The organism is Morganella morganii, from assembly GCF_019243775.1.
GTDB classification, from domain to species: domain Bacteria; phylum Pseudomonadota; class Gammaproteobacteria; order Enterobacterales; family Enterobacteriaceae; genus Morganella; species Morganella morganii.
In genome coordinates this window covers 1,530,155-1,556,943 of the sequence record NZ_CP069157.1, presented here as the reverse complement: position 1 = coordinate 1,556,943, position 26,789 = coordinate 1,530,155, and the positions used below count along the sequence as shown (strand labels likewise).

Sequence of the window (26,789 nt, the reverse complement as noted above, 5' to 3'; positions counted from 1 at the left end):
AAACCATGACTGAGACTGTCACTATCTGGCACAACCCGCGCTGCTCCAAAAGCCGTGAAACTCTGGCACTGCTGGAAGAAAACGGCGTGTCTCCGGCAGTAATGCTCTATCTGGACACTCCGCCGTCAGTGGCAGAAATCAAAACTGTGCTCCGTGAGCTGAAATTTGATGACGCCCGCAAACTGATGCGCACCAAAGAAGCCCTTTACAGTGAGCTGGGGCTCGCGACAGTGACCGATCAGGAAGCACTGATTCAGGCCATGCATGATAACCCGAAACTGATTGAGCGCCCGATAGTGATTAAAGGCAAACAAGCCCGCCTCGGCCGTCCGCCGGAGCAGGTGCTGGAGATTATCTGAACCTGATCATCTGTCCCCGGTGACCGCCGGGGACAGAGCTCAGAATTGCCTTCCCTTGCAGCGGGAAAACGCCTCGATAACGGCATTACCCAACTCTTCATCTGAAGCCGATACCGGAATAATGACATAATCAGTTTCTGATATACCATCACCGTCCCAAGCTTCAAGTTTAATATGGTTTGAAGGTTTTATTGTAATAAGGTCACCAACCTGCCTTGCATTACATGTATTCATTTGTTTAAAAAGTGTTTTTTTATTTTTATATCCGCGCAATTGAATGATGTTTTTAATCCATTCTTCATATCTTTCTTTTACTTTTTTATAGTCAAAGAAATCATAATTTCCCGGATCTACTATCCGGCTTTGTTTCAGGCATTTCTTTAAACACAAACCGAGCATTTCCGCTGTGGTATCTTTTGATAACAGACAAGACTCAAACAGGTTATCCACAATTAAAATACCATGCCCGGACATGGTATCAACATGATAAAAATCGCCATTAAAACCTATTCTGGCATTTAACCCCTGTTCAGTATTTTGGTTCATATTTATTCACCTTTTATAATGGTTATTTTAATCTCTATATTCTTATCATTCGCTGAACCAATGATACCTTATGTCCTCCGGTAACTGCCGGGAACAGAACTCAGAATTGCCTTCCCTTACAGCGGGAAAACGCCTCGATAACGGCATTACCCAACTCTTCATCTGAAGCCGATACCGGAATAATGACATCGTCAGTTTCTGATATACCATCACCGTCCCAGGCTTCAAGTTTAATGTGATTTAGAGGCTTTATTTCAATAACATTACCGACTTGCTTTACAAGGCATTTGTTCATTTTCTTAAAAAGTGATTTTTTATTCTTATATCCGCACAAACCCATTAATTTTTTTATATTGTCTTCATAATTTTCTTTATTTAGTTTATGATCAAAAATATAATTCTCTTCAGGATTAATATCCTCATTTTTTTTGAGAACTTGTCTTAAGCTTATACCAACACTGCTAATTACCGCATCCCCAGGTATAATAATATTACCAAACAAATAGTCCGGTATTAACAATCCATGATCGATCATCCTCAAGAAATAGAAATAACTCCCATTAAAGCTTATGCTTGCATTCAGTTCATCAGAATTCACTTGACTCATGCTAATCACCTTTTATTATGGTTATTTTAATATCTACATTCTTATCGTTTGCGTTCTTTATAGCACTATTTATTGACTTCCATTGCTCTGGCGTCGTTTTTTCTGGGAGGCCAATGTGCAAAACTCTCTTTTTTATATTATCTGTTCTCAATGGAACGTCATCCATTGAATAATTTTTAAACTGAGCTATTTTATTAACATGGCCATTAATGATATATTTTATGGCATCAGGTTTATTTAGTCTACTATCTGTTTGAGTGTTAATAGTTTTTACGCTAATCGCTATTTTATCTTTACTGTCATAATAATCAAAGGTTTTGAATCCATCCGGGAGTTTTGAGCCTGGCGGTAATTGTGTACCAATATAATGCTCAAACGGCATACCCTGCTGGTTGACAGAGGAACCTGACTGATACCACTTCATCGGGATTTTATTGCCCTTTTTATCGGTGGTATAGATTTGATTTAAATCTGCATAACTGACCTTTCTGATATGTTTATGCATTCTGGCAGGATTACCTCTCCTGCCATTCACTGATGACATCAATATACTGTCGATAATAATTTCGGCAGTTGTTTTTTTCAGACCGGTAAAATCTGTTATATATTCCGCATATTGATTACGGACAAAATCATCAATATCATCATGTCGTTCAGTTTCACTGTAAGTAAAAAGCTGTACTTTTTCAGGTGCAACTGACCAGGGATAATAACGAATGCCGTCATCCGCTTTTGTCACCCAGTAATTTGTCAGTAAATTATCTTCAAGATACGTCTCCGGATATTTTGCCATTAACGCATCAAAACGTAATTTATCCGGTGAATTTGCAGATTCCTGCACAGTACAGTTGATCAGACGGCAACCTGCTGCGAGCAGGCGCACTTTTTTAAAATTATCACCGTCAGCCAGTTCCTCTATCGCCTTTAATTCCTGCAAATGAAACTGACGGTTATAACGTTCAACGATCTCAGCAGCATCCGCCGCAGTGGTCAGCCCGTTGATATGGCCTGTTGCAATCAATCCGGCAACAGCACCTGTCATCCGGGCCAGCTGTGCCTGTTGTTCATGTTCCTGCGCTGTCTGATCTAAAGAATCGCCTAATATAATACCGGCTGCCGACGCTGCCAGCGCCCCCGGTAACCGCTTCCCTGACACTCCGGTTGGTCAGCTCGGCTCTGACAGCGGCAACCGCAGCATGCGTAATTGCTTTGCCCGGTTCCGTTAATATTTCACCGTGGTCACCAATTAATTTTGCGCCTTCAGCATTAAACTGACTTCCCGTGTTACTGAGAAGCGCATTAATAAAGTTCTCCCTGAAGCTTGTTTCTGATACTGCCGAACCCACCGCTGAGCTGATTACAGACTGGGCGGAAACGCGCTGTGCAACCTTGTGCCAATCTCCGTCACTCAGTAACGGAATCCGCGATTGTGCCGGATTTCCGTTCTGCCAGCCCATCGATTTATCCAGACCATTGAACGCCCCTCCGACAACCATCTGACCAATAACAGACTTAACACTTTCACTGCGCCCCAGAGATTTAAATGTTTCAGATAAATTGCCTTTATTCTCCGCCAGTGCAACCGCTGCCTGTGTTGTCAGTGCTATCATTCCGGAATGCGCGGCTCCGGAAATAACAGCGGCAGCCGTTCCTGTGGCTGCGGAAGATGCGGTACTCCCCGCCCACGCTGCCAGCCCGGAGCCCGATGTCGCAGCGGTGACGGCAACAGCCAGAACAGCTGATGCTACCTGATTAAGGTGCTGCTCTTTATAGTCCCAGCGCTGATAGGCATCAGCAACCCGGTTCCACTGAACATCATCGCGGGTTATCAGTTCTTTCAGCCAACCGGTTCCGGTATGGCTGCTCAGCATCATTGCGGATTCTTTAAATTCAGGAATGCTGAATGTTTTACTGTCTGCGGTTATGCCTTTTGCTGCATCAACAGATAAATTTCCGCCGTAATAAATCTGCGGTAACCGCCAGCGGCTCAGCGAGTGCCCCTGATCACGGCGGGTAATGTAGAACCCCCTGGAATGGCTGACGGTTTGCTCATAAAGTGAGTCGTTAACAGCTTTAAAATTAATTTTCCCTGAGATACTTTTCAGCCTGGCATTTTTAGCTGCTGAAATTTTTGCAGCTTCAAGTGTGATATCATCCAGGGCGATTAAATTAATATCTTCTTTCGATGTAAATTCTGTCGTTTTATTTTTTACTTCATGCTTTACCTTTGTAACTTCTTTTTTTGTTATACAGAATGTCCAACGATTACATTTCTTTTTCTTATCTTCATAATGACTCGTTTCTTCCATTGCCTGTGCATATAAATACCCGCCCTTTGCCGAGATATCCATTACACCATCAGAAATAAGCTCAGCACCCTGAAATAAAACACTGCCTTCAGACAATAGTGTTAATTTGTTCTTGCTTTTTACCAGTGTACTGACATGGCGATATGTATCTTCCAGATAATCACGTCTTTTCTGACGATAGTGTATTTTTTCAGATCCCAACTGAATATTTCCACTATTACGAATATATATATAATCATCAGAGGAGAGTATTGCTGCATGCAGATTAACATCACCTTTCGCCACTAATGTGATATTTTTCTTTGCTGTAAGATAAGAACTTACATAGCGATTATCAATGTAATCATCATAAGAATACCTTATTGCTGAATAGGGAATTCCTGTCAGATTAAATTCCCCACCAGAAAACAACAATAAAGATTTATCAGCATGCAGGCCTGCATTCAATAGATTTACATCTCCGGCAGAGTTAATAATAAAGTTTCTTTCTGAATGAATGCGTATTTTGGGCCTTAAATATCTTGCATAGATATCACTACGGCCTTCCCATTTTTTATCAAAGGTAATATCTATATTTCCGCCGGAATAAAAACCTATATAATTTTTGCTGCTAATATCTGTACCATTAATAGCAATATCACTTCCGGCATTCAGGGTGATATAATCTGAAAGTGTCCATTCCTGAAATTTATCTGACAGTGATTTTATTTCATAATCTGCCTTTTTTGTGGATATTCCTGATATCGTTTTCGGATCAAAATCAATCAGTATATTTTTTCGGGAAGATAAATCCACATGACTATTTAATGTGAATGCTATATTTTTGAATGTAATATCACCTCCTGCATCTGCATAGATGCCACCAGGTGCATGTAACAGAGGCAGCGCAGAAATGTCAGATGTAAATACAGGCCTGATTCCTGTTGAGTATATTACATCGCCTTTCTTTGCAATAAGAGACAGCTCACCGGACTTTATATTGGTATTTTCAAGTTCAATACTATCTGCTGTTAATGATAATGACTTACCCGCTACCAATGTACTTTCACGTGAATAAATTTTCTCTTTAGCCTGAACATTTAAATTATTAATTGCACCTATTTTTGACTTCAAATCTATTGATGAAGAATTCAACAATATATTTTCTGCAGCTAAATGATGACTAAAACTATCCCTGACAATCTCATTTACCGGATAGAGTTTCTCAGGGAGTCTGCTCTCTATGTTAATAGTATCTCTATAATCTATAATCAGATTTTCTGAACTGACAGATGGACTATCAGGCATACCATGGCTAATCCATGTATAAAATTCATCCTTTTTCTGAAAGGGAATTTTAATATCATTAACCATTACCCCGGGAGGAATAGTATCCGGCTCAACAGAAAAATGCAGCCATTCACTGTTAATATCTTCCGGCTGATATCTTTCCCATAGTTTTAAAATACCCTGTTCATGGTTTTTAATATTGATATCTTTACCGGTTAAAATAATATTTTCTCTGGCAGATAAAAACGAATCATTATTATCAAAACGATTTGCATTTACATATAAATTTTTACCGGAATCCATATAGGCAGGTTCATAATCACTTTTATATCTCACTGCATATTTTTCAACATTAACACTGTCATTAGTTAAAAAATCTATTTCATCAAACCATTTTTCATATTTAAAATCTTTTAATTCCGGATATACAATCAGTAATCCATCTCGCCGCCACACCGGCAAATAACGTAACTGATTTCCGACGCTGCGCACTTCGGTAGATTTAGCCGGAAGCTTAAAAAACTCAACAGGCTCAGAGTTACTGACATTAGTTAATGTCTTCGCTTTTATAATTAAATTACCACGTTCAGACTTTAGTAACGCTGATTTATTAACAATACTCCTGCTAAAATCACCTTCCGGATTTTTTTGTATCCATAAATTTTCCTCTGCCTGTATAATTGCTTCGTGACCCTGATTATTAACAACATCAGAAAAAATACGTACATTACCTTTTGATATAACCTCTCCGGCATTTAAAATATCATTTGATATAAGAGTAGTATCACGACCGGAAGCAACCTTTTCTTTATCTTTTATAATAATGTTGTCGGCTATTACTCTTATTCTTTCTTTTGATGTTATATTTCCCGATAATAATACCGCTTTTTTTGCTGTTACACTTATACCATTATTAACAGACTCAATATTATTTAGTTGTACATTGCCATCACTACTTGTATTAATAATGCGAATTTTTTCAGCCGAAATCCCACCTTCCTCAGTCATATTTACTGATGATGATTGATTCCCCATAAAACCGGATATAGATTCCTGAATACCATCCTGGTAATTAATTTTATTTGTACCATTTATAATAAAAAGATTTTTTGTATTTATCTTTCCATTTATTTTCGTATCAGCACTGATAAGATTAGTATTTTTTTGTGCATATGTATCCATCCCTTTTTTATTTATCGTGATTGTTCCATTTCTTACATTGAGAGATGAAAATTTATTTTCAGGATTAAAATTCACATTCCCCGTGGCAAGTGTAATATCTGGCGTGTTAATGAAATGACAGCCATCACAGGTAATACCATTGGGATTAGCAATAATAACTGATGCCGGGTTACCGGAAACCTCCATAGCCCCCGAAAAGTCAGATAGACCATCACTGATTACCTCATTAATAATTAAACTGGCACTACTCCCCCGCAGATTTATGTTTCCCTCTATTTCACCTGCCAGATAAGATTGACTGTCTTCTGTTCCGTTATTTAATACCACGCCGACTTCAGAAACATTAAACTTACTGTATTGATTATGTGACAATCCATTTCCATCCGGCCTTGAAATGTCAATAATAGTTATATCTCTTTTGACATTTACTTTTAAACGGTTATTAGCCGGAGTTATTTCTGATGCATATATATAACAGGGAAAAACAGAAAATAATATAATAAATAATTTTTTCATCTTATTAATAAAGCACATAACACCTCCGGTGTGTTAATTAAGCAATACAGTCATACACTCACCGGAAGATATCCTATGAACAATCATTGCTGATACTCATGATGACCTTATCAATAATAATTAATTCATTCCTGAAACAAATACCCTGTATTTTTATTTATTAATTTATAACTTTATCTATTTTTAGATCTTATGTTCTTTTTATGAAATCGTCATTTATTTCAAGTGGTAAAGTTCGTTTGGTTATTTACACTTAATATAATGATTAAAGGAATAAATCATGAAAAAAACATTAACGGCGTTATCATTCATTTCCGTTGCATTATTCTCTGCTGCTGTTGCCGCCGGACCGGGAAGCACAGAATATACCTACCGTAACGGCGATAAAATCCGGGTAGCCAGTCCGGAAGCGGAAACATCGCTGTTTAAAGATAAATCAGGGAAACCGGTTTTGGTGATTACATCACCGGATAACCGCGGGATCTCGCATAATATTTTTACTGACTATAATGTCGGCAAGCAAGGCCTCGTCATTCATAATAAAGAAAATGCCAAAACCATTATTAATGAAGTGCTCGGCAACAATAAAACCCACCTGCGCGGTAATACCTTTGTCGCCGGCGGCAAGGCCAGTCTGGTGATTGTTAACCCGAATGGTGTGATCTGTCAGGATTGCAGCTCAACCAATACCTCACTCTATTCTCACCGCGAAACACTGCCGGTGGTTATCAATGCTGCAAAAAATAATGAGGTCATTTTTGATGTCCGCAAACCGCTGCATGCATCAGAACGTCTGACCGGCATCAGTCATAATATTTCCGTAAATTCACCGCGCTGACCCCCTGTTATACCGCCGTTTTCACGGCGGTATTGCTTTTATCAGAAACTTTCCCTGCCGCAGACTGTCATACCTGTAACAACACAGCCCTGTGATCACACCGTATTAACTTAAGAAAACTCTTATTGCGGCGATCACAGAATAACGTATTGATAATACAGATAACTGACTGTGTATCATCAGGGAAAAAAATGACCATTTATGATCTAAAACCGAAGTTTCAGAACTTGCTGCGTCCCGTGGTAATCCGCCTGTTTAATGCCGGAATCACGGCCAACCAGGTCACGCTGGCGGCGATGTTCCTTTCCCTGCTTACCGGTTTTATCCTGATCCTGTTTCCCGATCCGCGCCTGTTTCTGCTTCTGCCGCCGGTGCTGTTTATCCGGATGGCGCTCAATGCCATTGACGGCATGCTGGCCCGCGAACATCACCAGAAAAGCCGCTTCGGCGCGATCCTCAATGAACTGGGCGATGTGGTATCCGATACGATTCTTTATTTCCCGTTTGTCCTGCTGTTTCCGGGAGCAGCCATCTGGATACTGCTGACCCTGTTTCTCTCTGTACTGACTGAATTTATTGGTGTACTGGCACAAACTATCGGGGCATCACGCCGCTATGACGGCCCTGCCGGAAAAAGTGACCGCGCCTTTCTGTTCGGCGCACTGGGTCTGTGGGCGGCGGTTTTTCCCGCATCCCTTGACTCCGCACTGTTTCCGGTGCTGTTTGCGGTCTTTGCCGCCCTGCTGTTTCTTACCTGTTATCACCGTATCCGGCGTGCGTTGCAGGAATCTGCGCAACAAAGCGCATCTCAAAAGGACTGATTATGAGTGTATCTTCTGATTATCCGACTCAGCGTGAATCCATTGAATCTCACTTTACCACCAGTGACCAGCAGCGGTTATTCTTCCGTTACTGGCCTTCCGCAACCGCAGAAAAGAAAGCCATTGTGCTGTTTCACCGGGGTCATGAGCACTCCGGACGTGTGGCACATCTTGCGGATGAGCTGGCGTTACCTGATTTCGCGGTATTTGCCTGGGATGCCAGAGGTCACGGCCGCAATGACGGGCCCAGAGGCTACAGCCCGTCGATGGGCACATCTATCAGCGACATCAATGAATTTATTAACTTCATTTCATCTGAGTATGAAATTCCTATCGAGAACATGGTCGTGCTCGGACAAAGTGTCGGCGCAGTCACCCTGACCGGCTGGGTGCATGATTTCGCACCGAAGATCCGGGGTCTGGTACTGGCTTCTCCGGCCTTTAAAGTCAAACTCTATGTGCCGTTTGCCCGCAGCGGACTGGCGCTGATGCAGAAAATTCGCGGGCTGTTTTATGTTAATTCCTACGTTAAAGCCAAATATCTCACCCACGACCCGGTACGTATCGCCTCATTTGAGCGGGATCCGCTGATCACCCGGCCGATTGCCGTCAATATCCTGCTGGAACTCTACAAAACCGCTGACCGCCTGGTGGCGGATGCTGCCGCGATAACAGTGCCGACTCAGCTGTTTATCTCCGGCAGTGACCACGTAGTGCACCGTAAGCCGCAGAATCAGTTCTATGCGCGGCTTAACACCCCGTATAAAGAAAAACATATTCTGCCGGGGTTCTATCACGACACCCTGGGCGAAAAAGATCGTCATATCCCGCTGGCGGAAATCCGCCGCTTTGTCACCACCCTGTTTGAACAGCCGCGCTATCAGCACGATTACCGGTTTGAGGATGTGTGCAGCGCCGGTGCCGATGCTTATCGTGAATTGCAGGTTCCGCTGCCGGATTACTGCCCGAAAAATCTCGGTTATAAACTGCTCAGCAAAGCGATGTCCACCCTCGGCAAAGCCTCGGAAGGCGTCAGTATCGGCTACGATAAAGGCTTTGATTCCGGATCCACCCTCGATTATGTCTACCGTAACCAGGCTCAGGGCAAAGGCATTTTCGGCCGCATTGTTGACCGCCAGTATCTCAACAGTATCGGCTGGCAGGGGATCCGCCAACGCAAAGTGAATATTGAGAAAATTCTGCGCCGCACCATCCGGGCATTGCAGGAAGAGGGTCAGCCGGTGCGGATCATGGATATCGCTGCCGGTCAGGGCCGCTATCTCTTTGATGCAATTAATGATTACAGCCGGATAGAATCTGTTCTGATGCGCGATTACAGCACCATCAATGTGGAACAGGGTCGTTTACAGATCAAAGAGCGCTTCCTGGAAGACAAAATCCGTTTTGAAGAGGGCAATGCCTTTGATACCGCCGATCTGGCGGCGGTCACCCCGAAACCGACCCTCGGTGTGGTGAGCGGGTTATATGAACTGTTCCCGGAAAACCATCTGCTGCGCGATTCCCTTGCCGGGCTGGCGCAGGCGATTGAAAGCGGCGGTTATCTTGTCTACACCTGTCAGCCGTGGCACCCGCAGGTAGAAATGATAGCCCGCGTTCTGCCGAGCCATCAGGGCGGAAAAGCCTGGGTGATGCGCTGCCGCAGCCAGGGGGAAATGGATGCGCTGGTGGATGAGGCCGGATTTGAAAAACTGGATCAGCTCATTGATAACTGGGGTATTTTCAGTGTCTCAGTCGCCAGACGCCGCTGATTGTTATCATACTGATGAAGATGCGCCTTTTTGCGCATCTTCTGTTTTACAGGGAATGAAAAATTATGTCTGATGCCGCACTGCCGCTGCCCGCTTCCCGCCGTAAACGGTGGGGATTTGCCCTGCTCTGGCTGCTGTTTCTGGCACCTTTCTTTTTTCTGACTTACGGACAGGTCAATACCTATACCGCTTCGCTGCCGTCAGTCCCTTCTTTTGCGTTCAGCTGGGAAACACATATTCCGTTTCTGCCGTGGACAATTATTCCGTACTGGAGCATCGATCTCTTCTACGGATTATCCCTGTTTATCTGCACCTCTCTGCGCGAACAGTGTATTCACGGGCTTCGGCTGGCAGTTGCGTCACTGACAGCCTGCGCCGGGTTCCTGATCTTTCCGCTGAAATTCAGTTTTCTCCGTCCGCAGACAGACGGTACCGCAGGCTGGATGTTTGACCAGCTGGAGATGTTTGATCTGCCGTTTAACCAGGCCCCTTCTCTGCATATCATTCTGCTGTGGCTGCTGTGGCTGCGCTTCCGGGCGCACACACCGCAGAAATGGCAATGGCTTCTGCACCTGTGGTCAATTCTGATCTTAGTTTCTGTACTGACAACCTGGCAGCACCATTTTATTGATGTGATCACCGGTGCCGCCACCGGTGTGGTGATAAGCTATCTGCTGCCGGTAAGTACACGCTGGCAGTGGGCCCCGCACCGTATCCGCCGCGGCTATCAGCTGGCCGGACGGTACGCCGTTATTTCGCTGGTGCTGATAACAGCGGCTGTCGTGATAGGTGGTCAGGGCTGGTGGCTGCTGTGGCCGGGGCTGGCATTTTTATGCATCACGGCGGGTTATCTCGGGGCCGGCGCATCAGTGTTTCAGAAGGACAGCGCCGGGCGCATTTCACCCTCTGCCGCACTCCTGCTGCTGCCATACCGGATTGCGGCGCAAATCAGCTATTACTGGTATGCAAAACGGTGCCGTCACACCAGTGTGGTCAATGAGCATATCGCGCTGGGTGGTTATCCTGCCGCACCACTGACGGCTGCCGCCGTACTGGATATGACAGGGGAATTTCCCCGCAGCCGCTATACCGCCGAGCTGGCTTATCACTGTCAGCCGCAGCTGGATCTGTTTCCGCTGACAGAGATGCAGATTGAAACGGCGGTGAACAATCTCAGCCGCCTGGCGCAATCCGGTCAGGTTTATGTACACTGTAAACTGGGTTACACCCGCAGTACGACTGTGGTGATCGCCTGGCTGATACGCGCCGGGCTGGCAGACAATGTGGAACAGGCGCTGGCGGCTGCCAGACAGGCCCGGCCGCAGATTGTCCTGCGGGAACAGACAATTGCCGCCCTGACCCGCTGGGCAGCCCGTTACGGAAAAAACGATGAATAACAGACCTCATGACGAACAGATAATTGTGATTTTTACGGCGGGCTGGCGTTTTTTGGCTGCCTTATCGGTGATGGCCTTTCTGACGCAGTTTCTGCTTTATATTTCCGGTTTTTCCGGTGAATATCCGATGGCGGCGGGGATCCTGTTCTTTCTGTGCGCCATGTATTTTATCTTCCGGTTGTGGCTGGATCACCATCTGTTCCGCCGCCTGGCACAATCGTCCGATACCGATATTTTTGATGAATCCCTGACGACGCTGTTTCCGGGCAGAGCACAGCACACCCACTTCTCACAGCGCTGGCGCGGCACAAAACGGCTGTTTCAGCAGGGCGCTCTCTGCATGGTGCTCCAGTGGGGAGTGACGGTGATTGCCCTGCTTAACTGATGGTCACAGCCGCAGGATATCTTTGACAAACGGAATGGTCAGTTTGCGCTGGGCAACAATCGAGGCGTGATCAAGCCTGTCGAGCATATCAAACAGTGTGCGCATCTGACGGTCGAGGCGTTTTAAGATAAAGCGCCCGACATCTTCCGGCAGCTCAAACCCGCGCAGCTTTGCCCGCAGTTGCAGTGCCTGAATTTTTTCGTCATCACTAAGCGGATGAAGTTTGTAAATCTGCCCCCAGTCAAGACGGGAAGCGAGATCCGGTAACTGCAGCGGGATCTGACGTGGTGGTCTGTCCCCGGTGATCAGCAGACAGGTCTTGCCGGTCTCCAGAATACGGTTATAGAGATTAAACAGCGCCATTTCCCACTCTTCATCCCCCGCAATACACTGCACATTATCAATACAGACCAGCGACAGATGCTCCATACCTTCCAGCACATCCGGCACAAACCAGGCGCGCTTATCCAGCGGCACATAGCCGACCGCCCGGTCTTTGGAAGAGACTTCGGCACAGGCCGCATGCAGCAGATGACTTTTACCGCCGCCGTCACGGGACCAGAAATAGAGATAACTGCCGTGCGGCTGATTGATAGCCGCCTGAATAGCGGATAACAGGGATGCGTTTTCCCCTGCGTAGAAACTGTTGAAAGTCTCATCATCAGGGAGAGAGAGCGGTAATGACAGCTGAGATGGCGTGTTCAGAGTTACCTCGGCCAACGGGTGAACAAACACCGTTAGTTTAACATAAATTCACCGGCTAAATGAACCTTAACAACATACTTCCCGTACTCAGTGACGGAAAAAGCCGCAGAACCTACATGCCCGGCTTTACGGGCTCATCAGTCACTGCGGCTTTTTTCTGCTATCAGAATCAGTCTTTCTTCACTTCATCCAGATTCACATCCACCACCCGCTCTTCCGGACGGATAATATTCACCAGACGGAACACCAGTGCCAGACCAATGCCGACAACCGTTGCCAGTGCCATCCCTTTCAGTTCAGCCGCACCGATATGAATGGTCGCACCACTGACACCGATAATCAGGATAACCGCCGTCAGAATCAGGTTCTGCGGCTTGTTGTAATCCACTTTGGAATCAATCAGCACGCGGATACCGGATGCACCGATAACCCCGTACAGCAGCAGTGATACCCCGCCCATCACCGGCACCGGCACAGCAGCAATGGCTGCCGCCAGTTTACCGACACAGGAGAGCAGAATCGCCAGTACCGCTGCCCCGCCGATAACCCAGGAGCTGTACACTTTGGTGATGGCCATAACGCCGATGTTTTCGCCGTAGGTGGTGTTCGGTGTGGAGCCGAAGAAGCCGGACAGTACGGTCGAGAAGCCGTTGGCAAACATCGAACGGTGCAGACCCGGGTCTTTCATCAAATCACGTTTGACAATATTCGCCGTGACCACCAGGTGACCGACGTGTTCGGCAATCACCACCAGCGCGGCCGGTAAGATGGTCAGAATAGCGAACCACTCAAAACGCGGTGTGTAGAACGTCGGCAGTGCAAACCACGGAGCTTCACTTACCGGGGTCAAATCCACCGCGCCCATAAAGAAGGCCAGCGCATACCCGGTCAGTACTCCGATAAGGATCGGAATAATCGCCAGGAAGCCGCGGAACACCACAGAGCCGAGAATCGTCACCCCGAGAGTGGTCAGGGAGATAATCAGCGTGGTGCTGTCCGGAGACGCACCATCCGCGATTTTCAGCCCGGCCATACCGGCAGCGGTTCCTGCCAGTTCAAGACCGATGACCGCCACAATCGCACCCATGGCCGCAGGCGGGAACAGCACGTTGATCCAGCCGCGTCCGGCGATTTTGACAATCCCCGCCACCAGCATAAATAACAGCCCGCAGATGATAAACCCGCCGAGAGCGAGTTCATACCCGAGCGGCAGTAAAATCAGCACCGGTGAAATAAAGGCAAAGCTTGAGCCCAGGTACGCCGGGATTTTTCCTTTACAGATAAACAGATACAGCAGCGTCCCGATACCGTTAAATAACAGGATCGTGGCCGGGTTTACCTGAAACAGGATCGGCACCAGAACGGTAGCACCGAACATCGCAAACAGGTGCTGTAAACTTAACGGAATGGTGACCAGCAGTGGTGGGCGTTCATCGACTTCAATAACGCGGCGCGTCATCTTAAACCTCTTAAATGATTACTCAGGGATATGCCAAAAAAAAGCCGACTATCAAGTCGGCTCATTAACTTATTTCGTACCAAATATCTTATCGCCCGCATCACCCAGGCCCGGCACAATGTAACCGTGTTCGTTAAGGTGATCGTCGATGGATGCGGTATACAGCTCAACATCCGGGTGGGCTTTTTCCAGCGCTTTCAGACCTTCCGGCGCTGCAACCAGCACAAGGATTTTAATCGCGGTGCAACCTGCTTTTTTCAGCAGATCGATGGTAGCGATCATTGAACCGCCGGTTGCCAGCATCGGGTCAACCACCAGCGCCATACGCTCTTCAATATTAGAGGCTAATTTCTGGAAGTACGGTACCGGCTCCAGTGTTTCTTCATCACGGTAAACACCGACAACACTGATACGGGCACTCGGGATGCTTTCCAGCACACCGTTCATCATACCGATACCCGCACGCAGGATTGGCACAACGGTAATCTTTTTACCCTTGATTTGTTCAATTTCGACCGGACCACACCAGCCGTCAATTGTCACTTTCTCAGTTTCTAAGTCTGAAGTTGCTTCATAGGTCAGCAGGCTACCGACTTCTGAGGCCAGTTCACGAAAGCGTTTTGTGCTTATATCATGATCTCGCATCAGGCCAAGTTTGTGTTTAACGAGCGGGTGTTTTACCTCGACGACTTTCATGGGTTCTCCTACTGTGTAAGCCCTGGCGGACAAAAAAATCGCGAGATTATACCGCTTTTCTTTCGCAGCGCCACCCCGGATTTGTTGATTATAGTCAATTATCACGCGTTTCATGTTTGTTACATGAATAAGTGTGATCTGACGCATTTTGACAAAAACCGGCGTAAATCCTCTCGCAAACGTTTGCGTGGCCTGTTAGAATAGCCGCGTTTTCGATACACCCACTTACTTGCAATCGCCGTTGGGGGCCGCAGTGACTGACAAAACTTCCCTGAGTTACAAAGATGCCGGTGTTGATATTGATGCCGGTAATGCCTTAGTTTCCCGTATTAAGCATGTTGTCAAAGAGACACGCCGTCCTGAAGTTATGGGCGGGCTGGGTGGTTTCGGTGCGCTGTGTGCGGTACCGCAGAAATATAAAGAACCGGTGCTGGTTTCCGGCACCGACGGCGTCGGCACCAAGCTGCGCCTGGCGATGGATCTGGCGCGTCATGACACTATCGGTATTGACCTCGTCGCCATGTGTGTGAACGACCTGGTGGTCGCCGGTGCTGAGCCCCTCTTCTTCCTCGACTATTACGCGACCGGCAAACTGGATGTCGATACTGCCGCCCGGGTGGTCACCGGTATTGCCGAAGGCTGCAAACAGGCGGGTTGTGCGCTGGTCGGTGGTGAAACCGCTGAGATGCCGGGCATGTATCACGGCGATGATTATGACGTGGCCGGGTTCTGTGTCGGTGTGGCGGAAAAATCAGAAATCATCGACGGCAGCAAAGTCCGCGCCGGTGATGTGCTGATAGCACTGGCCTCCAGCGGCCCGCACTCCAACGGCTATTCTTTGATCCGCAAAATCCTTGAGGTCAGCAAAACTGACCCGGCAGCCACAGAGCTTGACGGCAAATCACTGGCGGATCATCTGCTGGCACCGACAAAAATCTATGTTAAATCTGTGCTGAAACTGATCGAAAACACCGATGTTCACGCCATCGCCCACCTGACCGGCGGCGGTTTCTGGGAAAATATCCCGCGTGTATTACCGGCCTGCACCCAGGCGCGGATTGATGCCTCATCCTGGCAGTGGCCGTCTGTCTTTAACTGGCTGCAAAAAGCCGGGAATGTGGAAGACTATGAAATGTACCGCACCTTCAACTGTGGTGTCGGTATGGTGATTGCGCTGCCGGCAGCGTCTGTGCCTGCCGCCCTCGCCCTGCTGACAGAGGCGGGTGAAAATGCATGGCTGATCGGTGATATCGCGGTCTGCCGTGAAGATGAACCACAGGTCATCATCCGCTGATGAAAAAACGCCTTGTTGTCCTGATTTCCGGCAGCGGCAGTAATCTGCAGGCGTTGATTGACGCCTGCAATTCAAAAGCTCTCAATGCGGAAATTGTTGCGGTCTTCAGTAATAAAGCGGACGCTTACGGGTTACTCCGCGCACAACAGGCCGGTATTCCCGCACTGGCACTCAGTCCGGCGGAATTCTCTTCACGGGATGATTTTGATGCCGCATTGCAGGCACAGATTGATGAGTATCAACCGGATTTACTGATCCTCGCCGGATATATGCGGATTCTGACACCCGCCTTTGTCCGCCATTACCACGGCAGAATGCTCAATATCCACCCGTCTCTGCTGCCGAAATATCCGGGTCTGCATACACACCGCAAAGCGCTGGAGAACGGCGATGCCGAACACGGTACCTCTGTACATTTTGTCACGGAAGAGCTGGACGGCGGCCCGGTCATTTTACAGGCACGCATTGCCGTTCTGCCGGATGATACTGAAGACACTCTCACCGCCCGGATACAACAGGAAGAACACCGCATCTATCCGCAGGTGGTTAACTGGTTTGTGCAGGGGCGTCTGGCACTGAAAGAAGACGGGATATATCTGGACGGGAAATTATATTTTCACAATACGCTCTGATTCTCTCCGCCCGGTTTTTCCGGGCGTTTTTCATAACTACCGCAGTTTCGCCATCTCATTAAGATACGCTTTGCGCTGTCCGGTATAATTCCACCACGGCTGTGCCGGTTGTCCTGCAAGAAAATCAGTGACTGACCAGAACACATCAATAACACAGGGATCCTGACGGACGCCGGTTACCGCGCAGAGCATTTCATACATAATCACCGGGTCTGAACCGGTAATATCCTGCGGCGTCTCATACCCCAGCAGACGCAGATCTTCCGCCATCGCCTCGCCGATATTCGGCAGGTCGGTAAGCGTATAAAGACGGGTGCGGCACACTTTTGTCGGGTTCATGGAAATATCCGGTATTTATTAATGATATGCGTACTACCACATACTTTATCATCTGTCTGCTGTGACCGGTACTCAAATAACACGTAATTGCCATAATTTTACACGGCTGTGCCCATCGTGACGCGGAAAAGCGGATCCCCGGATAATTCCGTTTCTGTTATGTGTTACACTGACTGATAAAATACAACCAATATCGAGGTGATTTATGTCCGGTGGTACTGCTGTTCCGCCTGTAAAACTGCGCCCGCTTGAGCGTGAGGATTTAGCTTTTGTTCATCAGATGGATAATAACGCCAGCATTATGCGTTATTGGTTTGAGGAGCCGTATGAAGCCTTTATTGAATTAAGTGATTTATACGATAAGCATATTCACGATCAGTCAGAACGCCGCTTCATTGTGGAAAGCGACGGCACCAAGATCGGGCTGGTGGAACTGGTGGAAATCAATCATGTACACCGCCGCGCTGAATTCCAGATTATTATCGCCCCGTCACATCAGGGTCACGGATTTGCGTCCCGCGCTGCCCGTCTGGCTATGGATTATGCGTTTTCTGTCCTCAATCTGTATAAACTGTATCTGATTGTGGATATCGAAAACGAAAAAGCGATCCACATCTATAAAAAGCTCGGTTTTCATACCGAAGGCCAGTTAATTGATGAGTTTTTCGTCAACGGGGAATACCGCACTGCCATCCGTATGTGTATTTTTCAGCCGGAATATCTGGTCATGAAAAATAAATCTGCGGATGCGGAAAGCTACGTTGAAAAAAATGCCCGCGTAAAGCAGAACCTGTAACGATTTTTTAGTAAACTGTACGCTGTGTTCAACCCTGATTCAGAGTAACCCGTTCCGGAGTAACAATGTCCCAAGATAGGCTCTATATGGAAAAAGAACTCAGTTGGCTGTCGTTCAACGAGCGGGTTCTTCAGGAGGCCGCCGACAAACGCAACCCGCTGATTGAGCGCATGCGTTTTCTGGGCATTTACTCAAATAACCTGGATGAGTTTTATAAAGTCCGCTATGCGGATGTGAAACGCCGCATCCTGATTAATGAGGAACAGCGTGGTTCCGGTGCCAGCGGGCGCCATCTGCTGCGTAAAATTGAAAACAAAGTGGCAAAACAGGATCAGGCATTTGATACCCTGTATAACGACCTGCTGCTGGAAATGGCACGTAACCAGATTTTCCTGATCAACGAACGCCAGATTTCGCCGAAACAGCAAATCTGGCTGCGTCAGTATTTCCGTCAGCATCTGCGCCAGCACATCACGCCAATTATGATCCAGACCAGCACCGATCTGGTCGAATTCCTCAAAGACGATTACACCTATCTGGTGGTGGAGATTGTCAAATCCGGCCGTGAGACCCGCTATGCACTGCTGGAAATTCCGTCTGATAAAGTGCCGCGTTTTGTTAATCTGCCGACCGAAAACGGCCGCCGCCGCCAGTCGATGATCCTTATCGACAATATTCTGCGCTACTGCCTGGATGAAATCTTCAAGGGCTTCTTCGATTTCGATGCCCTCAATGCCTATTCCATGAAAATGACGCGCGATGCGGAATATGACCTCGCCACCGAAATGGAATCCGGGATGCTGGAGCTGATGTCCTCCACCCTGAAACAGCGTCTGACCGCTGAGCCGGTGCGCTTTGTTTATCAGCGCGATATGCCGGATGAAATGGTGACGCTGCTGCGTGAAAAACTCGGCCTGACCAATGATGATTCCGTCATTGCCGGCGGTCGCTATCATAATTTCAAGGACTTCATCCGCTTCCCGAATGAAGGCAATAAGAATTTATTAAACAAACCGCTGCCGCGTCTGCGTCATGTCTGGTTTGATCATCACCGCAACGGGTTTGATGCTATCCGCGAACGGGATGTGCTGCTCTATTACCCGTATCACACTTTTGAGCATGTGCTGGAACTGCTGCGCCAGGCCTCTTTTGACCCGAGCGTGATTTCCATCAAGATGAATATCTACCGTGTCGCCAAGGACTCCCGCATTATCGATTCCATGATCCACGCGGCACACAACGGTAAAAAAGTTACCGTGGTGGTGGAGTTACAGGCGCGTTTTGATGAAGAAGCCAACATTCACTGGGCGAGACACCTGACGGCAGCCGGGGTGCATGTTATTTTCTCCGCGCCGGGGCTGAAAATCCACGCCAAACTGTTTATTATCTCGCGGCTGGAAGACGGGGATGTGATCCGCCGTTATGCCCATATCGGCACCGGTAACTTCAACGAAAAAACCGCGCGTATCTACACGGATTACTCGCTGCTGACCGCCAACGAAGAGATCACCAATGAAGTCCGGCGCGTGTTCAACTTTATTGAGAACCCGTACCGGCCGGTTTCCTTTGATAACCTGATGGTGTCGCCGCAGAATTCACGGGCAATGCTGAATCAGCTGATTGATGATGAAATAGCCAATGCACTGGCCGGTTATGAAGCCGGAATTACATTGAAAATCAACAACCTGGTGGATAAGCAGCTGAGTGAGCGTCTCTATGATGCCTCAGAAGCCGGGGTGAAAATCCGTCTGCTGGTGCGCGGCATGTGCGCACTGGTGCCGGGACAGGTGCCGTACAGTGAGAATATCCAGGTGACCAGTATCGTTGACCGTTTCCTGGAGCATGACCGGGTGTATGTGTTCACCAACAAAGGGGACGAAAAAGTCTATCTCTCCTCTGCGGACTGGATGACCCGCAATATCGATTACCGGATTGAAGTGGCGGTTCGCCTGCTGGATCCGGTGCTGCGCCGGCGGGTGCTCGATATTCTGGATATTCAGTTCAGTGATAATGAGAAGGCGCGTTATCTCGACAAAGAGATGTCCAACCATTATGTGCCGCGCGGCAACAAGCGGAAAGTCCGCTCGCAGATGGCAGTTTATGACTATATTCGTTCCCTGGAACAACCGGATAATTAAAAGGCCCGTGCATGCCATTATCACTGATCACTGAAAAAGATCGTCCGCTGGAAATTGCAGCCATCGACCTCGGGTCGAACAGCTTTCATATGGTGATTGCCCGTATTGTCAACGGCGCACTCCAGGTTCTCAGCCGCCTGAAACAGCGGGTGTATCTGGCTGAAGGCTTAAATGATCAGAATGAGCTGAGCGAAGAAGCCATGGAGCGCGGGCTGGCCTGCCTGGCGCTGTTTGCCGAGCGCCTTCAGGGCTTTCCCGCCGCACAGGTCACGATTGTCGGGACACACAGTCTGCGTGAGGCAGTCAATGCGCACGAGTTTCTCGAACGCGCCGCGTCCGTTATCCCCTATCCGATTGAAATTATTTCCGGTCACGAAGAAGCACGCCTGATTTTTATGGGTGTTGAACACACACAACCGGAAAAAGGCCGCAAACTGGTGATTGATATCGGCGGCGGTTCAACAGAGCTGGTGATCGGCGAACGTTTTGAACCGATTTTAATCGAAAGCCGCCGTATGGGCTGTGTCAGTTTCAGCCGTCAGTTTTTTCCGGACGGTAAAATCACCGAGGCCAACTTTAACCGCGCCAGGCTGATGGCCGTTTCCAAACTGGAAAACCTGGCGATTGCTTTCCGTGTGCAGGGCTGGGATGTATGCCTCGGCGCATCCGGCACCATCAAAGCGGCCTGTGAGATCCTGCGTGAACTGGGGGAACGGGACGGTATTATCACCCCTGTCCGCCTGGAAATGCTGGTCAAACAGGTGCTGCGTTACAAACGGTTTGATACCCTGAATTTACCGGGGCTGTCTGACGACCGCAAAAAAGTGTTTGTGCCGGGCCTGGCAATTCTGTGCGGTCTGTTTGACGCGCTGGAAATCACTGAACTGCGCCTGTCTGCCGGTGCCCTGCGCGAAGGGGTGCTGTATGAGATGGAAGGCCGTTTCCGCCATCAGGACATCCGCCAGCGTACCGCGCAAAGCCTGGTGGAACACTATAACGTGGATAACGCCCAGGTACTGCGTGTCCTCACCACCATGAAAAACCTGTACCGTCAGTGGGCGGAGCAGAATCCGTCCCTGGTTGATCCGCAGCTGGAAGCCATTCTGGTCTGGGCGGTCTGGCTGCACGAAGTCGGGCTGAGCATCAACCTTTCCGGCCTGCACCGTCATTCGGCCTATATTCTGCAGAACACCAATTTACCGGGATTCACCCAGGAGCAGCAACTGCTGCTCGCCACACTGGTGCGTTACCACCGCAAAGCGGTAAAAAGTGACGATATCCCGAAATTCACACTGTTTAAACGTAAACAGGTCATCCCCCTGATACAGATCCTGCGCCTCGCGGTCTTACTGAATAATCAGCGCCAGTCCACCACCAAACGCTCCTCACTGCGTCTGGAGACCAATGAAGGACACTGGACCCTGTTTTTTCCGCGCCGCTATCTGACTATCAACACATTAATGCAGCTTGATCTGGAAAAAGAGCAGGCTTACTGGGATGATGTGCCCGGCTGGCACCTCGGTATAAAAGAAGAAGACGTCTGACAGAGAATCCCCGGCCGGTCTTATTTGTTTAAAAGTTTTATGTGTAAAGGAAAATCATGTCTGAACACAGTTTCTCCATTGATAACTCATCACCGGTCAATCCGCACTCCCAGCGGCTGGCCCACATTCGTCAGCAGGTTTTGCCTCTGTTCCTCAACGACTCACAGTTTGTGGAAACCATTCTGGGCACCGCCGATGAACATGCCAGGCTCAGTGATGATGAACTGCATTCAAAATCGAAGTTAGTCAAAAATCTGCTGACTGACCTCCACGCCGCTGACCTTGCGGATATGCTGGAAGCCCTGCCCTATGATGAGCGTCTCGCGCTCTGGCATCTGATTGATAACCACCAGCGCGGGGAAGTGCTGGTGGAAGCCTCTGTGTCCGTGTGGGACAGTCTGATTAAAGATATGTCAGACAAAGAGCTGCTGCGTGCCGTTGCCACCCTGCATGTGGATGAGCAGGCGTATATCGCCGAGCACCTGCCGCGCGATACCATGCGCCGCCTGCTGACCTATCTGGAACCAAGTCTGCGTAACCGCATCCGCACCGTTCTTCAGTACCCGGCGGACAGTATCGGGCAGATGATGGACTTTGAGTTTGTCACCGTGCGCGGCAATGTTCCGCTGAAAACGGTTCAGCGTTTTCTGCGCTACCGCAGCAATATCCCGGAAGCCACCGATAAAATCTTTGTTATTGACAGCAATAATATTTTGCAGGGCGAACTGCCGCTGACCACCATTCTCACCCAGTCGCCGGACAAACTGGTCTCTGATGTGATGAAAACCGAGCCGGTCACCTTCCTGCCGGATGAAAAAGGCGAAGATGCTTCCGGTGCATTCGAACGTTATGACTTAATTTCCGCCGCGGTTGTGGACAATAACGGGCGGCTGCTCGGACGGCTCACCGTTGAGGATATCGTTGATAACCTGAATGAAGAAAGTGAAGAAAACATCCGTCGTATGGGGGGCTTAAGTCCGGAAGAGGATGTGTTTGCCCCGGTCGGCCAGGCGGTGAAAAACCGCTGGGCGTGGCTGGCGATTAACCTCTGTACCGCGTTTGTGGCTTCCCGCGTGATTGGTGTGTTTGAGCATACCATTTCCCAACTGGTTGCACTCGCGACCCTGATGCCGATTGTTGCCGGTATCGGCGGTAATACCGGTAACCAGACCATCACCATGATTGTCCGCGCTCTGGCGCTTCACCAGATCCAGAAAGGCAGTTTTTCCTTCCTGCTGCTGCGTGAGCTGGGCGTTGCCTTTATCAACGGCGTGGTCTGGGGCGGGATTATGGGGGTCGTTACGTACCTGCTCTACGGCGATATCGCTATGGGTGCGGTAATGACGCTGGCTATGGTGCTTAACCTGCTGATGGCCGCCATCATGGGTGTGCTTATCCCGCTGACGATGATGAAACTCGGACGCGATCCGGCACTCGGCTCCAGTGTGATGATCACCGCCATCACCGATACCGGCGGATTTTTCATCTTTTTAGGTCTCGCCACCCTGTTCCTGGTCTGATTTTTGCTCAGATAGTCCTCTGCGGCCACGGAAAGAGAAGTTTTACTTCTGCTCTCCGTGGCCGTTTTTGTCTCTTTTGGCTGAGTTTCAGCCCTCTTGTTATCACCCCGCCACAGAGTATTATGATGCCGGACTGACAATATCCGGTGAATATGATCACTTCTGTACTGCTGCTCTGAAATAATCATCATGCTCTTCACACTTATTTATATTTATTTACCGCTGTTCATTCGTGAGTATATTGATAAGCCTTATTCATATAATGCTATTAATCGTATTTTATAAACCCGTATTACTGGTAAATAATAATAAGGGCTGAACCTTTAATTATTCCGCTAATTATCTGTTCCGGTTTTCATAATATGCTGTCATTCCGGATTCCTTAACGTTATTATCCGTGACGCAAATCATATTTAGTTCAATAATCCATCTTATGGCATACAGCAAGAATGTTCATCTTGTTTTGGCTGATGCTGTTTACAATATACGGAACTTCTTGCTATAACAAAGCATACCCTCCGGTAACAGACAATTCCCGTTTTTTATTTCCGGTTATCCCTGTGATAACTGGGATGCTGTTGCCGCCACCTCTCTTTTGGGAAACACAAATGAAAAAAAAATGACACGACCCCCGTCATTGAATAAATGAGTAAATAAAAGGACATAATTATGACAACCGATACATCGCCATTAAGTCAGCCTCAGGCAAGGCCATTAAATAAAAACGATTATAAAACACTGGGATTATCTTCCCTCGGCGGCACGCTTGAATTCTATGATTTTGTCATATTTGTCTTTTTTACCGGAACACTAACCCACCTGTTTTTCCCGGGTGATAACGAGTTTATCGCCCAGATGAAAACGCTGGGAATTTTCGCCGCCGGTTACCTGGCGCGCCCGCTCGGCGGGATCATTATGGCGCATTTCGGCGATATTATCGGCCGCAAGCGCATGTTTACCCTGAGTATCTTCCTGATGGCGGTGCCGACACTGGTTATCGGTATGCTGCCGACCTATGAAAGTATCGGTGTGGCAGCACCTGTCCTGTTACTGCTGATGCGGATTTTACAGGGTGCGGCTATCGGCGGTGAAATGCCCGGCGCATGGGTATTTATCGCGGAGCACACACCGCAACAGCGCTACGGGCTGGGTGTCGGTACGCTGACCTCCGGGATCACCGGCGGTATTTTGCTCGGCTCGCTGGTCGCTATCGCCGTTCAGGCTTCTTATACTGCGGCGGAAGTGACTGCATGGGCATGGCGTATTCCGTTTATCCTCGGTGGTGTGTTCGGCCTGATTTCGGTGTATCTGCGCCGCTTTTTGCAGGAAACCCCGATCTTTAAAGAGATGGCCGCCAAACGGACATTATCCGAAGAGATGCCGGTGAAAACGGTTCTGAAAAACCATAAAATGGCCTGTTTTGTCACCGCCGGGCTGACCTGGTCGTTATCCACCGCTATCGTGGTGATCATCCTGATGACCCCGTCCGTTGTGGTGGAAAAGATGTACGGTATTGATCGCACATTGTCATTACAGGCAAACTGCGTGGCCACGCTGACCTTAACCCTCGGCTGTATTTTCTGGGGCTGGCTGGAAGATAAGATCGGCAGCCGTGTGACACTGGCATTGTCCTGGGGCGGATTAGCGATCACCGCATTCCACTTCTACAGTGCACTGTCACCGGATATTGCGGCGGCTTCGCTGGTGATTAACTATGCGGTGATGGGCTTTTTTGTCGGTGCGATTGCCACCACACCAATCATCAGTACGCGGGCATTTCCGCCGGCAATCCGTTTCTCTGGTTTGTCTTTTGCCTACAACATGGCTTACGCGGTATTCGGCGGCTTAACGCCGATGCTGACCGGTGCCTGGTTACAGAAAAGTGCAATGGCACCGGCGTATTATGTGGCAGGCGTGTCCGTACTGGCGATTATCATCGGTTTCTTACCGCTGGCACACAAAGGCTGGACAGCGCGTAAAGCACAGAATGTGAAAACTGTCGCAGCACAACAGTCTTAACGAAACAGGTAAAACAGCAAGGGCGGATGATTATCCGCCCTTTTTCTTTTCCGTCTTCCGAATCAGCGCCAGGCAGGGTTTTTCATTACCGAATATTTACCCGGGCCGATAAAGGCCAGTGCAATACCGCTGATAAAGAAATACATCAGGCTTTCAATCGCCCACGCCCCTGTCGGATCCAGCATAAAGGTTTTATTTACCCCGATCATCAGCCAGGCAACGACCATGGTAAAAGACACCAGCAATGCGGACGGACGGGTCAGAATGCCGAGGATAATAAAGACCGGCGCGACAATTTCCCCGAAATAGGTACCGTAAGCAATAAACTCCGGTAACCCGAAAGAGGCCAGCAGCCCTTTTATCCCCGCCGCACCGGTGAGTAATTTACCGATACCATGAAACAACATTAATCCGCCGACCGCCAGCCGCAGTAATAATTTCCCTGCATCGTCGTGTGATAACAGCCTGTTGATTAGACCTGTCATAATATACCCCTGTTGAATGAGAATCTTACTCATTGTGAGTATACGCAGTGATACGCAAAGCGGTAGCGGCAACATTCAGTGACAGTGAATTCCGGAAAATTTCATTCATTTTAATTGTTAAGAATATGCTGGCAAAAACAAAACCCAATGCTTTATATTTTCTTATAATATCTGTGTGTTATCTTTTTCAATACTATCGGTCAGGTCTTATTTATCCGTTCGTTAACAAAAGCCATGCTGTTTCTGTCAAATTATCTGAAAATCATCATCAAAAATACTTACCTGTCTTCCGTCTGTTTCGTCACACTTTTTTGAAAGAGTTAACATCAATTTGCATCTCTCCGCCCTACACTGGCAAACAGGTTTCTGAGTAATACTGTTGTATCTGATAAGGAGATGTCATGAAGAAGAATATTATCGCCGGTTGTCTGTTCTCACTGTTTTCCCTTTCCGCACTGGCCGCGATCCCGGCAGGCAACGATGCCACCACCAAGCCGGATTTATATTATCTGAAAAATGAACAGGCTATCGACAGCCTGAAACTGTTACCGCCACCGCCGGAAGTCGGCAGTATTCAGTTTTTAAATGATCAGGCAATGTATGAGAAAGGCCGTATGCTGCGCAATACCGAGCGCGGAAAACAGGCACAGGCAGATGCTGACCTGGCCGCAGGGGGGGTGGCAACCGCATTTTCAGGGGCATTCGGCTATCCGATAACCGAAAAAGACTCTCCGGAGCTGTATAAACTGCTGACCAATATGATTGAGGATGCCGGTGACCTTGCCACCCGCTCCGCCAAAGAACATTACATGCGCATCCGTCCGTTTGCGTTTTACGGCACAGAAACCTGTAATACCAAAGATCAGAAAAAACTCTCCACCAACGGATCTTACCCGTCAGGTCATACGTCTATCGGCTGGGCAACGGCATTAGTGCTGGCGGAAGTGAACCCGGCAAATCAGGATGCGATTCTGGAACGGGGTTATCAGCTCGGACAGAGCCGGGTGATTTGCGGCTATCACTGGCAGAGTGATGTGGATGCCGCGCGGATTGTCGGTTCAGCCGCTGTCGCGACATTACATTCCGATCCGGCATTTCAGGCGCAGTTAGCGAAAGCCAAACAGGAATTTGCACAAAAATCACAGAAATAAGCAGTGATATCTG

23 protein-coding genes are annotated in these 26,789 nt (G+C 48.3%); 14 read left to right on the top strand and 9 right to left on the bottom strand.

What is annotated here, in order from left to right:
- Positions 1-5 precede the first annotated feature (5 nt).
- Positions 6-359, top strand: a complete 354-nt coding sequence (arsC, locus tag JL661_RS07485) for an arsenate reductase (glutaredoxin) (protein ID WP_015422766.1) — start codon at positions 6-8, stop codon at positions 357-359.
- A gap of 39 nt (positions 360-398) precedes the next feature.
- Here the strand turns inward: arsC and JL661_RS07480 are convergent, their stop codons facing one another.
- The 4 genes from JL661_RS07480 to JL661_RS07470 form a co-directional block, all read right to left on the bottom strand.
- Positions 399-905 carry a contact-dependent growth inhibition system immunity protein gene (locus JL661_RS07480; protein WP_004235272.1) on the bottom strand — a complete coding sequence of 169 codons (507 nt, stop codon included), beginning with the start codon at positions 903-905 and terminating at the stop codon, positions 399-401.
- A gap of 100 nt (positions 906-1,005) precedes the next feature.
- On the bottom strand, positions 1,006-1,512 hold the full coding sequence (locus tag JL661_RS07475) for a contact-dependent growth inhibition system immunity protein (RefSeq protein ID WP_015422767.1): 507 nt from the start codon (positions 1,510-1,512) through the stop codon (positions 1,006-1,008).
- Position 1,513: 1 nt separating this feature from the next.
- Complete coding sequence (locus tag JL661_RS18350) at positions 1,514-2,554, bottom strand: endonuclease toxin domain-containing protein (RefSeq protein ID WP_225310075.1); 1,041 nt, start codon at positions 2,552-2,554, stop codon at positions 1,514-1,516.
- A 22-nt stretch (positions 2,555-2,576) separates the two neighbouring features.
- Positions 2,577-6,806, bottom strand: a complete 4,230-nt coding sequence (locus JL661_RS07470; RefSeq protein ID WP_225310074.1) for a DUF637 domain-containing protein — start codon at positions 6,804-6,806, stop codon at positions 2,577-2,579.
- Between the two features lie 262 nt (positions 6,807-7,068).
- Here JL661_RS07470 and JL661_RS07465 point away from each other — a divergent pair, with 262 nt between their 5' ends.
- The 5 genes from JL661_RS07465 to JL661_RS07445 all read left to right on the top strand — a co-directional run bounded on the left by JL661_RS07465 (position 7,069) and on the right by JL661_RS07445 (position 11,998).
- Positions 7,069-7,626: a two-partner secretion domain-containing protein gene (locus JL661_RS07465; protein ID WP_004235269.1), complete on the top strand. Its 558-nt coding sequence runs from the start codon at positions 7,069-7,071 to the stop codon at positions 7,624-7,626.
- A gap of 191 nt (positions 7,627-7,817) precedes the next feature.
- A complete protein-coding gene (locus JL661_RS07460; RefSeq protein ID WP_004235263.1) occupies positions 7,818-8,447 on the top strand; it encodes a CDP-alcohol phosphatidyltransferase family protein in 630 nt (209 codons plus the stop codon).
- Between the two features lie 2 nt (positions 8,448-8,449).
- Positions 8,450-10,216, top strand: a complete 1,767-nt coding sequence (locus tag JL661_RS07455; protein WP_004235262.1) for a bifunctional alpha/beta hydrolase/class I SAM-dependent methyltransferase — start codon at positions 8,450-8,452, stop codon at positions 10,214-10,216.
- 65 nt (positions 10,217-10,281) lie between these two features.
- On the top strand, positions 10,282-11,613 hold the full coding sequence (locus JL661_RS07450; RefSeq protein WP_062771494.1) for a dual specificity protein phosphatase family protein: 1,332 nt from the start codon (positions 10,282-10,284) through the stop codon (positions 11,611-11,613).
- A complete protein-coding gene (locus JL661_RS07445; RefSeq protein WP_004239924.1) occupies positions 11,606-11,998 on the top strand; it encodes a hypothetical protein in 393 nt (130 codons plus the stop codon). Before JL661_RS07450 ends, JL661_RS07445 begins: the two co-directional genes overlap by 8 nt.
- 3 nt (positions 11,999-12,001) lie before the next feature.
- On the opposite strand, the gene hda is transcribed toward JL661_RS07445, so the two are convergent.
- From hda to upp, 3 genes are all read right to left on the bottom strand, one after another.
- The gene (gene hda / locus JL661_RS07440; protein ID WP_004239923.1) at positions 12,002-12,718 is read right to left on the bottom strand and encodes a DnaA inactivator Hda; all 717 of its coding nucleotides are present in this window, start codon (positions 12,716-12,718) and stop codon (positions 12,002-12,004) included.
- Positions 12,719-12,872: 154 nt separating this feature from the next.
- Positions 12,873-14,162: a uracil permease gene (gene uraA / locus JL661_RS07435; protein WP_004235257.1), complete on the bottom strand. Its 1,290-nt coding sequence runs from the start codon at positions 14,160-14,162 to the stop codon at positions 12,873-12,875.
- Positions 14,163-14,231: 69 nt separating this feature from the next.
- Positions 14,232-14,858 (bottom strand): uracil phosphoribosyltransferase, encoded by a 627-nt coding sequence (gene upp, locus JL661_RS07430; RefSeq protein ID WP_004235255.1) that lies wholly within the window; start codon positions 14,856-14,858, stop codon positions 14,232-14,234.
- Positions 14,859-15,111: 253 nt separating this feature from the next.
- On the opposite strand from upp, the gene purM reads away from it, so the two are divergent.
- Together purM and purN are read left to right on the top strand one after the other, a co-directional pair.
- On the top strand, positions 15,112-16,152 hold the full coding sequence (purM, locus tag JL661_RS07425) for a phosphoribosylformylglycinamidine cyclo-ligase (protein WP_015422770.1): 1,041 nt from the start codon (positions 15,112-15,114) through the stop codon (positions 16,150-16,152).
- A complete protein-coding gene (gene purN, locus JL661_RS07420; protein WP_004235252.1) occupies positions 16,152-16,784 on the top strand; it encodes a phosphoribosylglycinamide formyltransferase in 633 nt (210 codons plus the stop codon). The genes purM and purN overlap by 1 nt, the downstream gene beginning before the upstream one ends.
- A gap of 36 nt (positions 16,785-16,820) precedes the next feature.
- On the opposite strand, the gene JL661_RS07415 is transcribed toward purN, so the two are convergent.
- Positions 16,821-17,123, bottom strand: a complete 303-nt coding sequence (locus JL661_RS07415; protein ID WP_004239921.1) for a helix-hairpin-helix domain-containing protein — start codon at positions 17,121-17,123, stop codon at positions 16,821-16,823.
- A gap of 205 nt (positions 17,124-17,328) precedes the next feature.
- Between JL661_RS07415 and speG the strand changes: the two genes are divergently transcribed.
- The 5 genes from speG (at position 17,329) to JL661_RS07390 (ending at position 25,140) form a co-directional block, all read left to right on the top strand.
- A complete protein-coding gene (gene speG / locus JL661_RS07410) occupies positions 17,329-17,919 on the top strand; it encodes a spermidine N1-acetyltransferase (protein WP_004235247.1) in 591 nt (196 codons plus the stop codon).
- Positions 17,920-17,984: 65 nt separating this feature from the next.
- The gene (gene ppk1, locus JL661_RS07405) at positions 17,985-20,057 is read left to right on the top strand and encodes a polyphosphate kinase 1 (protein WP_015422771.1); all 2,073 of its coding nucleotides are present in this window, start codon (positions 17,985-17,987) and stop codon (positions 20,055-20,057) included.
- Positions 20,058-20,068: 11 nt separating this feature from the next.
- Complete coding sequence (ppx, locus tag JL661_RS07400) at positions 20,069-21,601, top strand: exopolyphosphatase (protein WP_004239919.1); 1,533 nt, start codon at positions 20,069-20,071, stop codon at positions 21,599-21,601.
- Between the two features lie 56 nt (positions 21,602-21,657).
- Positions 21,658-23,121: a magnesium transporter gene (gene mgtE / locus JL661_RS07395; RefSeq protein WP_004235243.1), complete on the top strand. Its 1,464-nt coding sequence runs from the start codon at positions 21,658-21,660 to the stop codon at positions 23,119-23,121.
- Positions 23,122-23,790: 669 nt separating this feature from the next.
- The gene (locus JL661_RS07390) at positions 23,791-25,140 is read left to right on the top strand and encodes an MFS transporter (RefSeq protein ID WP_004235242.1); all 1,350 of its coding nucleotides are present in this window, start codon (positions 23,791-23,793) and stop codon (positions 25,138-25,140) included.
- Positions 25,141-25,202: 62 nt separating this feature from the next.
- Here JL661_RS07390 and JL661_RS07385 read toward each other — a convergent pair whose 3' ends face one another.
- Entirely contained in the window at positions 25,203-25,625 is a 423-nt protein-coding gene (locus tag JL661_RS07385; RefSeq protein ID WP_004235241.1) for a DoxX family protein, read from the bottom strand.
- Positions 25,626-26,026: 401 nt separating this feature from the next.
- On the opposite strand from JL661_RS07385, the gene phoC reads away from it, so the two are divergent.
- The gene (phoC, locus tag JL661_RS07380; RefSeq protein ID WP_004235240.1) at positions 26,027-26,776 is read left to right on the top strand and encodes an acid phosphatase PhoC; all 750 of its coding nucleotides are present in this window, start codon (positions 26,027-26,029) and stop codon (positions 26,774-26,776) included.
- Positions 26,777-26,789 lie beyond the last annotated feature (13 nt).

Coding starts and splice junctions, on each gene's coding strand:
- arsC (WP_015422766.1), top strand. CDS start 6: ATGACTGAGACTGTCACTATCTGGCACAACCCGCGCTGCTCCAAAAGC.
- JL661_RS07480 (WP_004235272.1), bottom strand. CDS start 905: ATGAACCAAAATACTGAACAGGGGTTAAATGCCAGAATAGGTTTTAAT.
- JL661_RS07475 (WP_015422767.1), bottom strand. CDS start 1,512: ATGAGTCAAGTGAATTCTGATGAACTGAATGCAAGCATAAGCTTTAAT.
- JL661_RS18350 (WP_225310075.1), bottom strand. CDS start 2,554: ATGACAGGTGCTGTTGCCGGATTGATTGCAACAGGCCATATCAACGGG.
- JL661_RS07470 (WP_225310074.1), bottom strand. CDS start 6,806: ATGTGCTTTATTAATAAGATGAAAAAATTATTTATTATATTATTTTCT.
- JL661_RS07465 (WP_004235269.1), top strand. CDS start 7,069: ATGAAAAAAACATTAACGGCGTTATCATTCATTTCCGTTGCATTATTC.
- JL661_RS07460 (WP_004235263.1), top strand. CDS start 7,818: ATGACCATTTATGATCTAAAACCGAAGTTTCAGAACTTGCTGCGTCCC.
- JL661_RS07455 (WP_004235262.1), top strand. CDS start 8,450: ATGAGTGTATCTTCTGATTATCCGACTCAGCGTGAATCCATTGAATCT.
- JL661_RS07450 (WP_062771494.1), top strand. CDS start 10,282: ATGTCTGATGCCGCACTGCCGCTGCCCGCTTCCCGCCGTAAACGGTGG.
- JL661_RS07445 (WP_004239924.1), top strand. CDS start 11,606: ATGAATAACAGACCTCATGACGAACAGATAATTGTGATTTTTACGGCG.
- uraA (WP_004235257.1), bottom strand. CDS start 14,162: ATGACGCGCCGCGTTATTGAAGTCGATGAACGCCCACCACTGCTGGTC.
- upp (WP_004235255.1), bottom strand. CDS start 14,858: ATGAAAGTCGTCGAGGTAAAACACCCGCTCGTTAAACACAAACTTGGC.
- purN (WP_004235252.1), top strand. CDS start 16,152: ATGAAAAAACGCCTTGTTGTCCTGATTTCCGGCAGCGGCAGTAATCTG.
- JL661_RS07415 (WP_004239921.1), bottom strand. CDS start 17,123: ATGAACCCGACAAAAGTGTGCCGCACCCGTCTTTATACGCTTACCGAC.
- speG (WP_004235247.1), top strand. CDS start 17,329: ATGTCCGGTGGTACTGCTGTTCCGCCTGTAAAACTGCGCCCGCTTGAG.
- ppk1 (WP_015422771.1), top strand. CDS start 17,985: ATGTCCCAAGATAGGCTCTATATGGAAAAAGAACTCAGTTGGCTGTCG.
- ppx (WP_004239919.1), top strand. CDS start 20,069: ATGCCATTATCACTGATCACTGAAAAAGATCGTCCGCTGGAAATTGCA.
- mgtE (WP_004235243.1), top strand. CDS start 21,658: ATGTCTGAACACAGTTTCTCCATTGATAACTCATCACCGGTCAATCCG.
- JL661_RS07390 (WP_004235242.1), top strand. CDS start 23,791: ATGACAACCGATACATCGCCATTAAGTCAGCCTCAGGCAAGGCCATTA.
- JL661_RS07385 (WP_004235241.1), bottom strand. CDS start 25,625: ATGACAGGTCTAATCAACAGGCTGTTATCACACGACGATGCAGGGAAA.
- phoC (WP_004235240.1), top strand. CDS start 26,027: ATGAAGAAGAATATTATCGCCGGTTGTCTGTTCTCACTGTTTTCCCTT.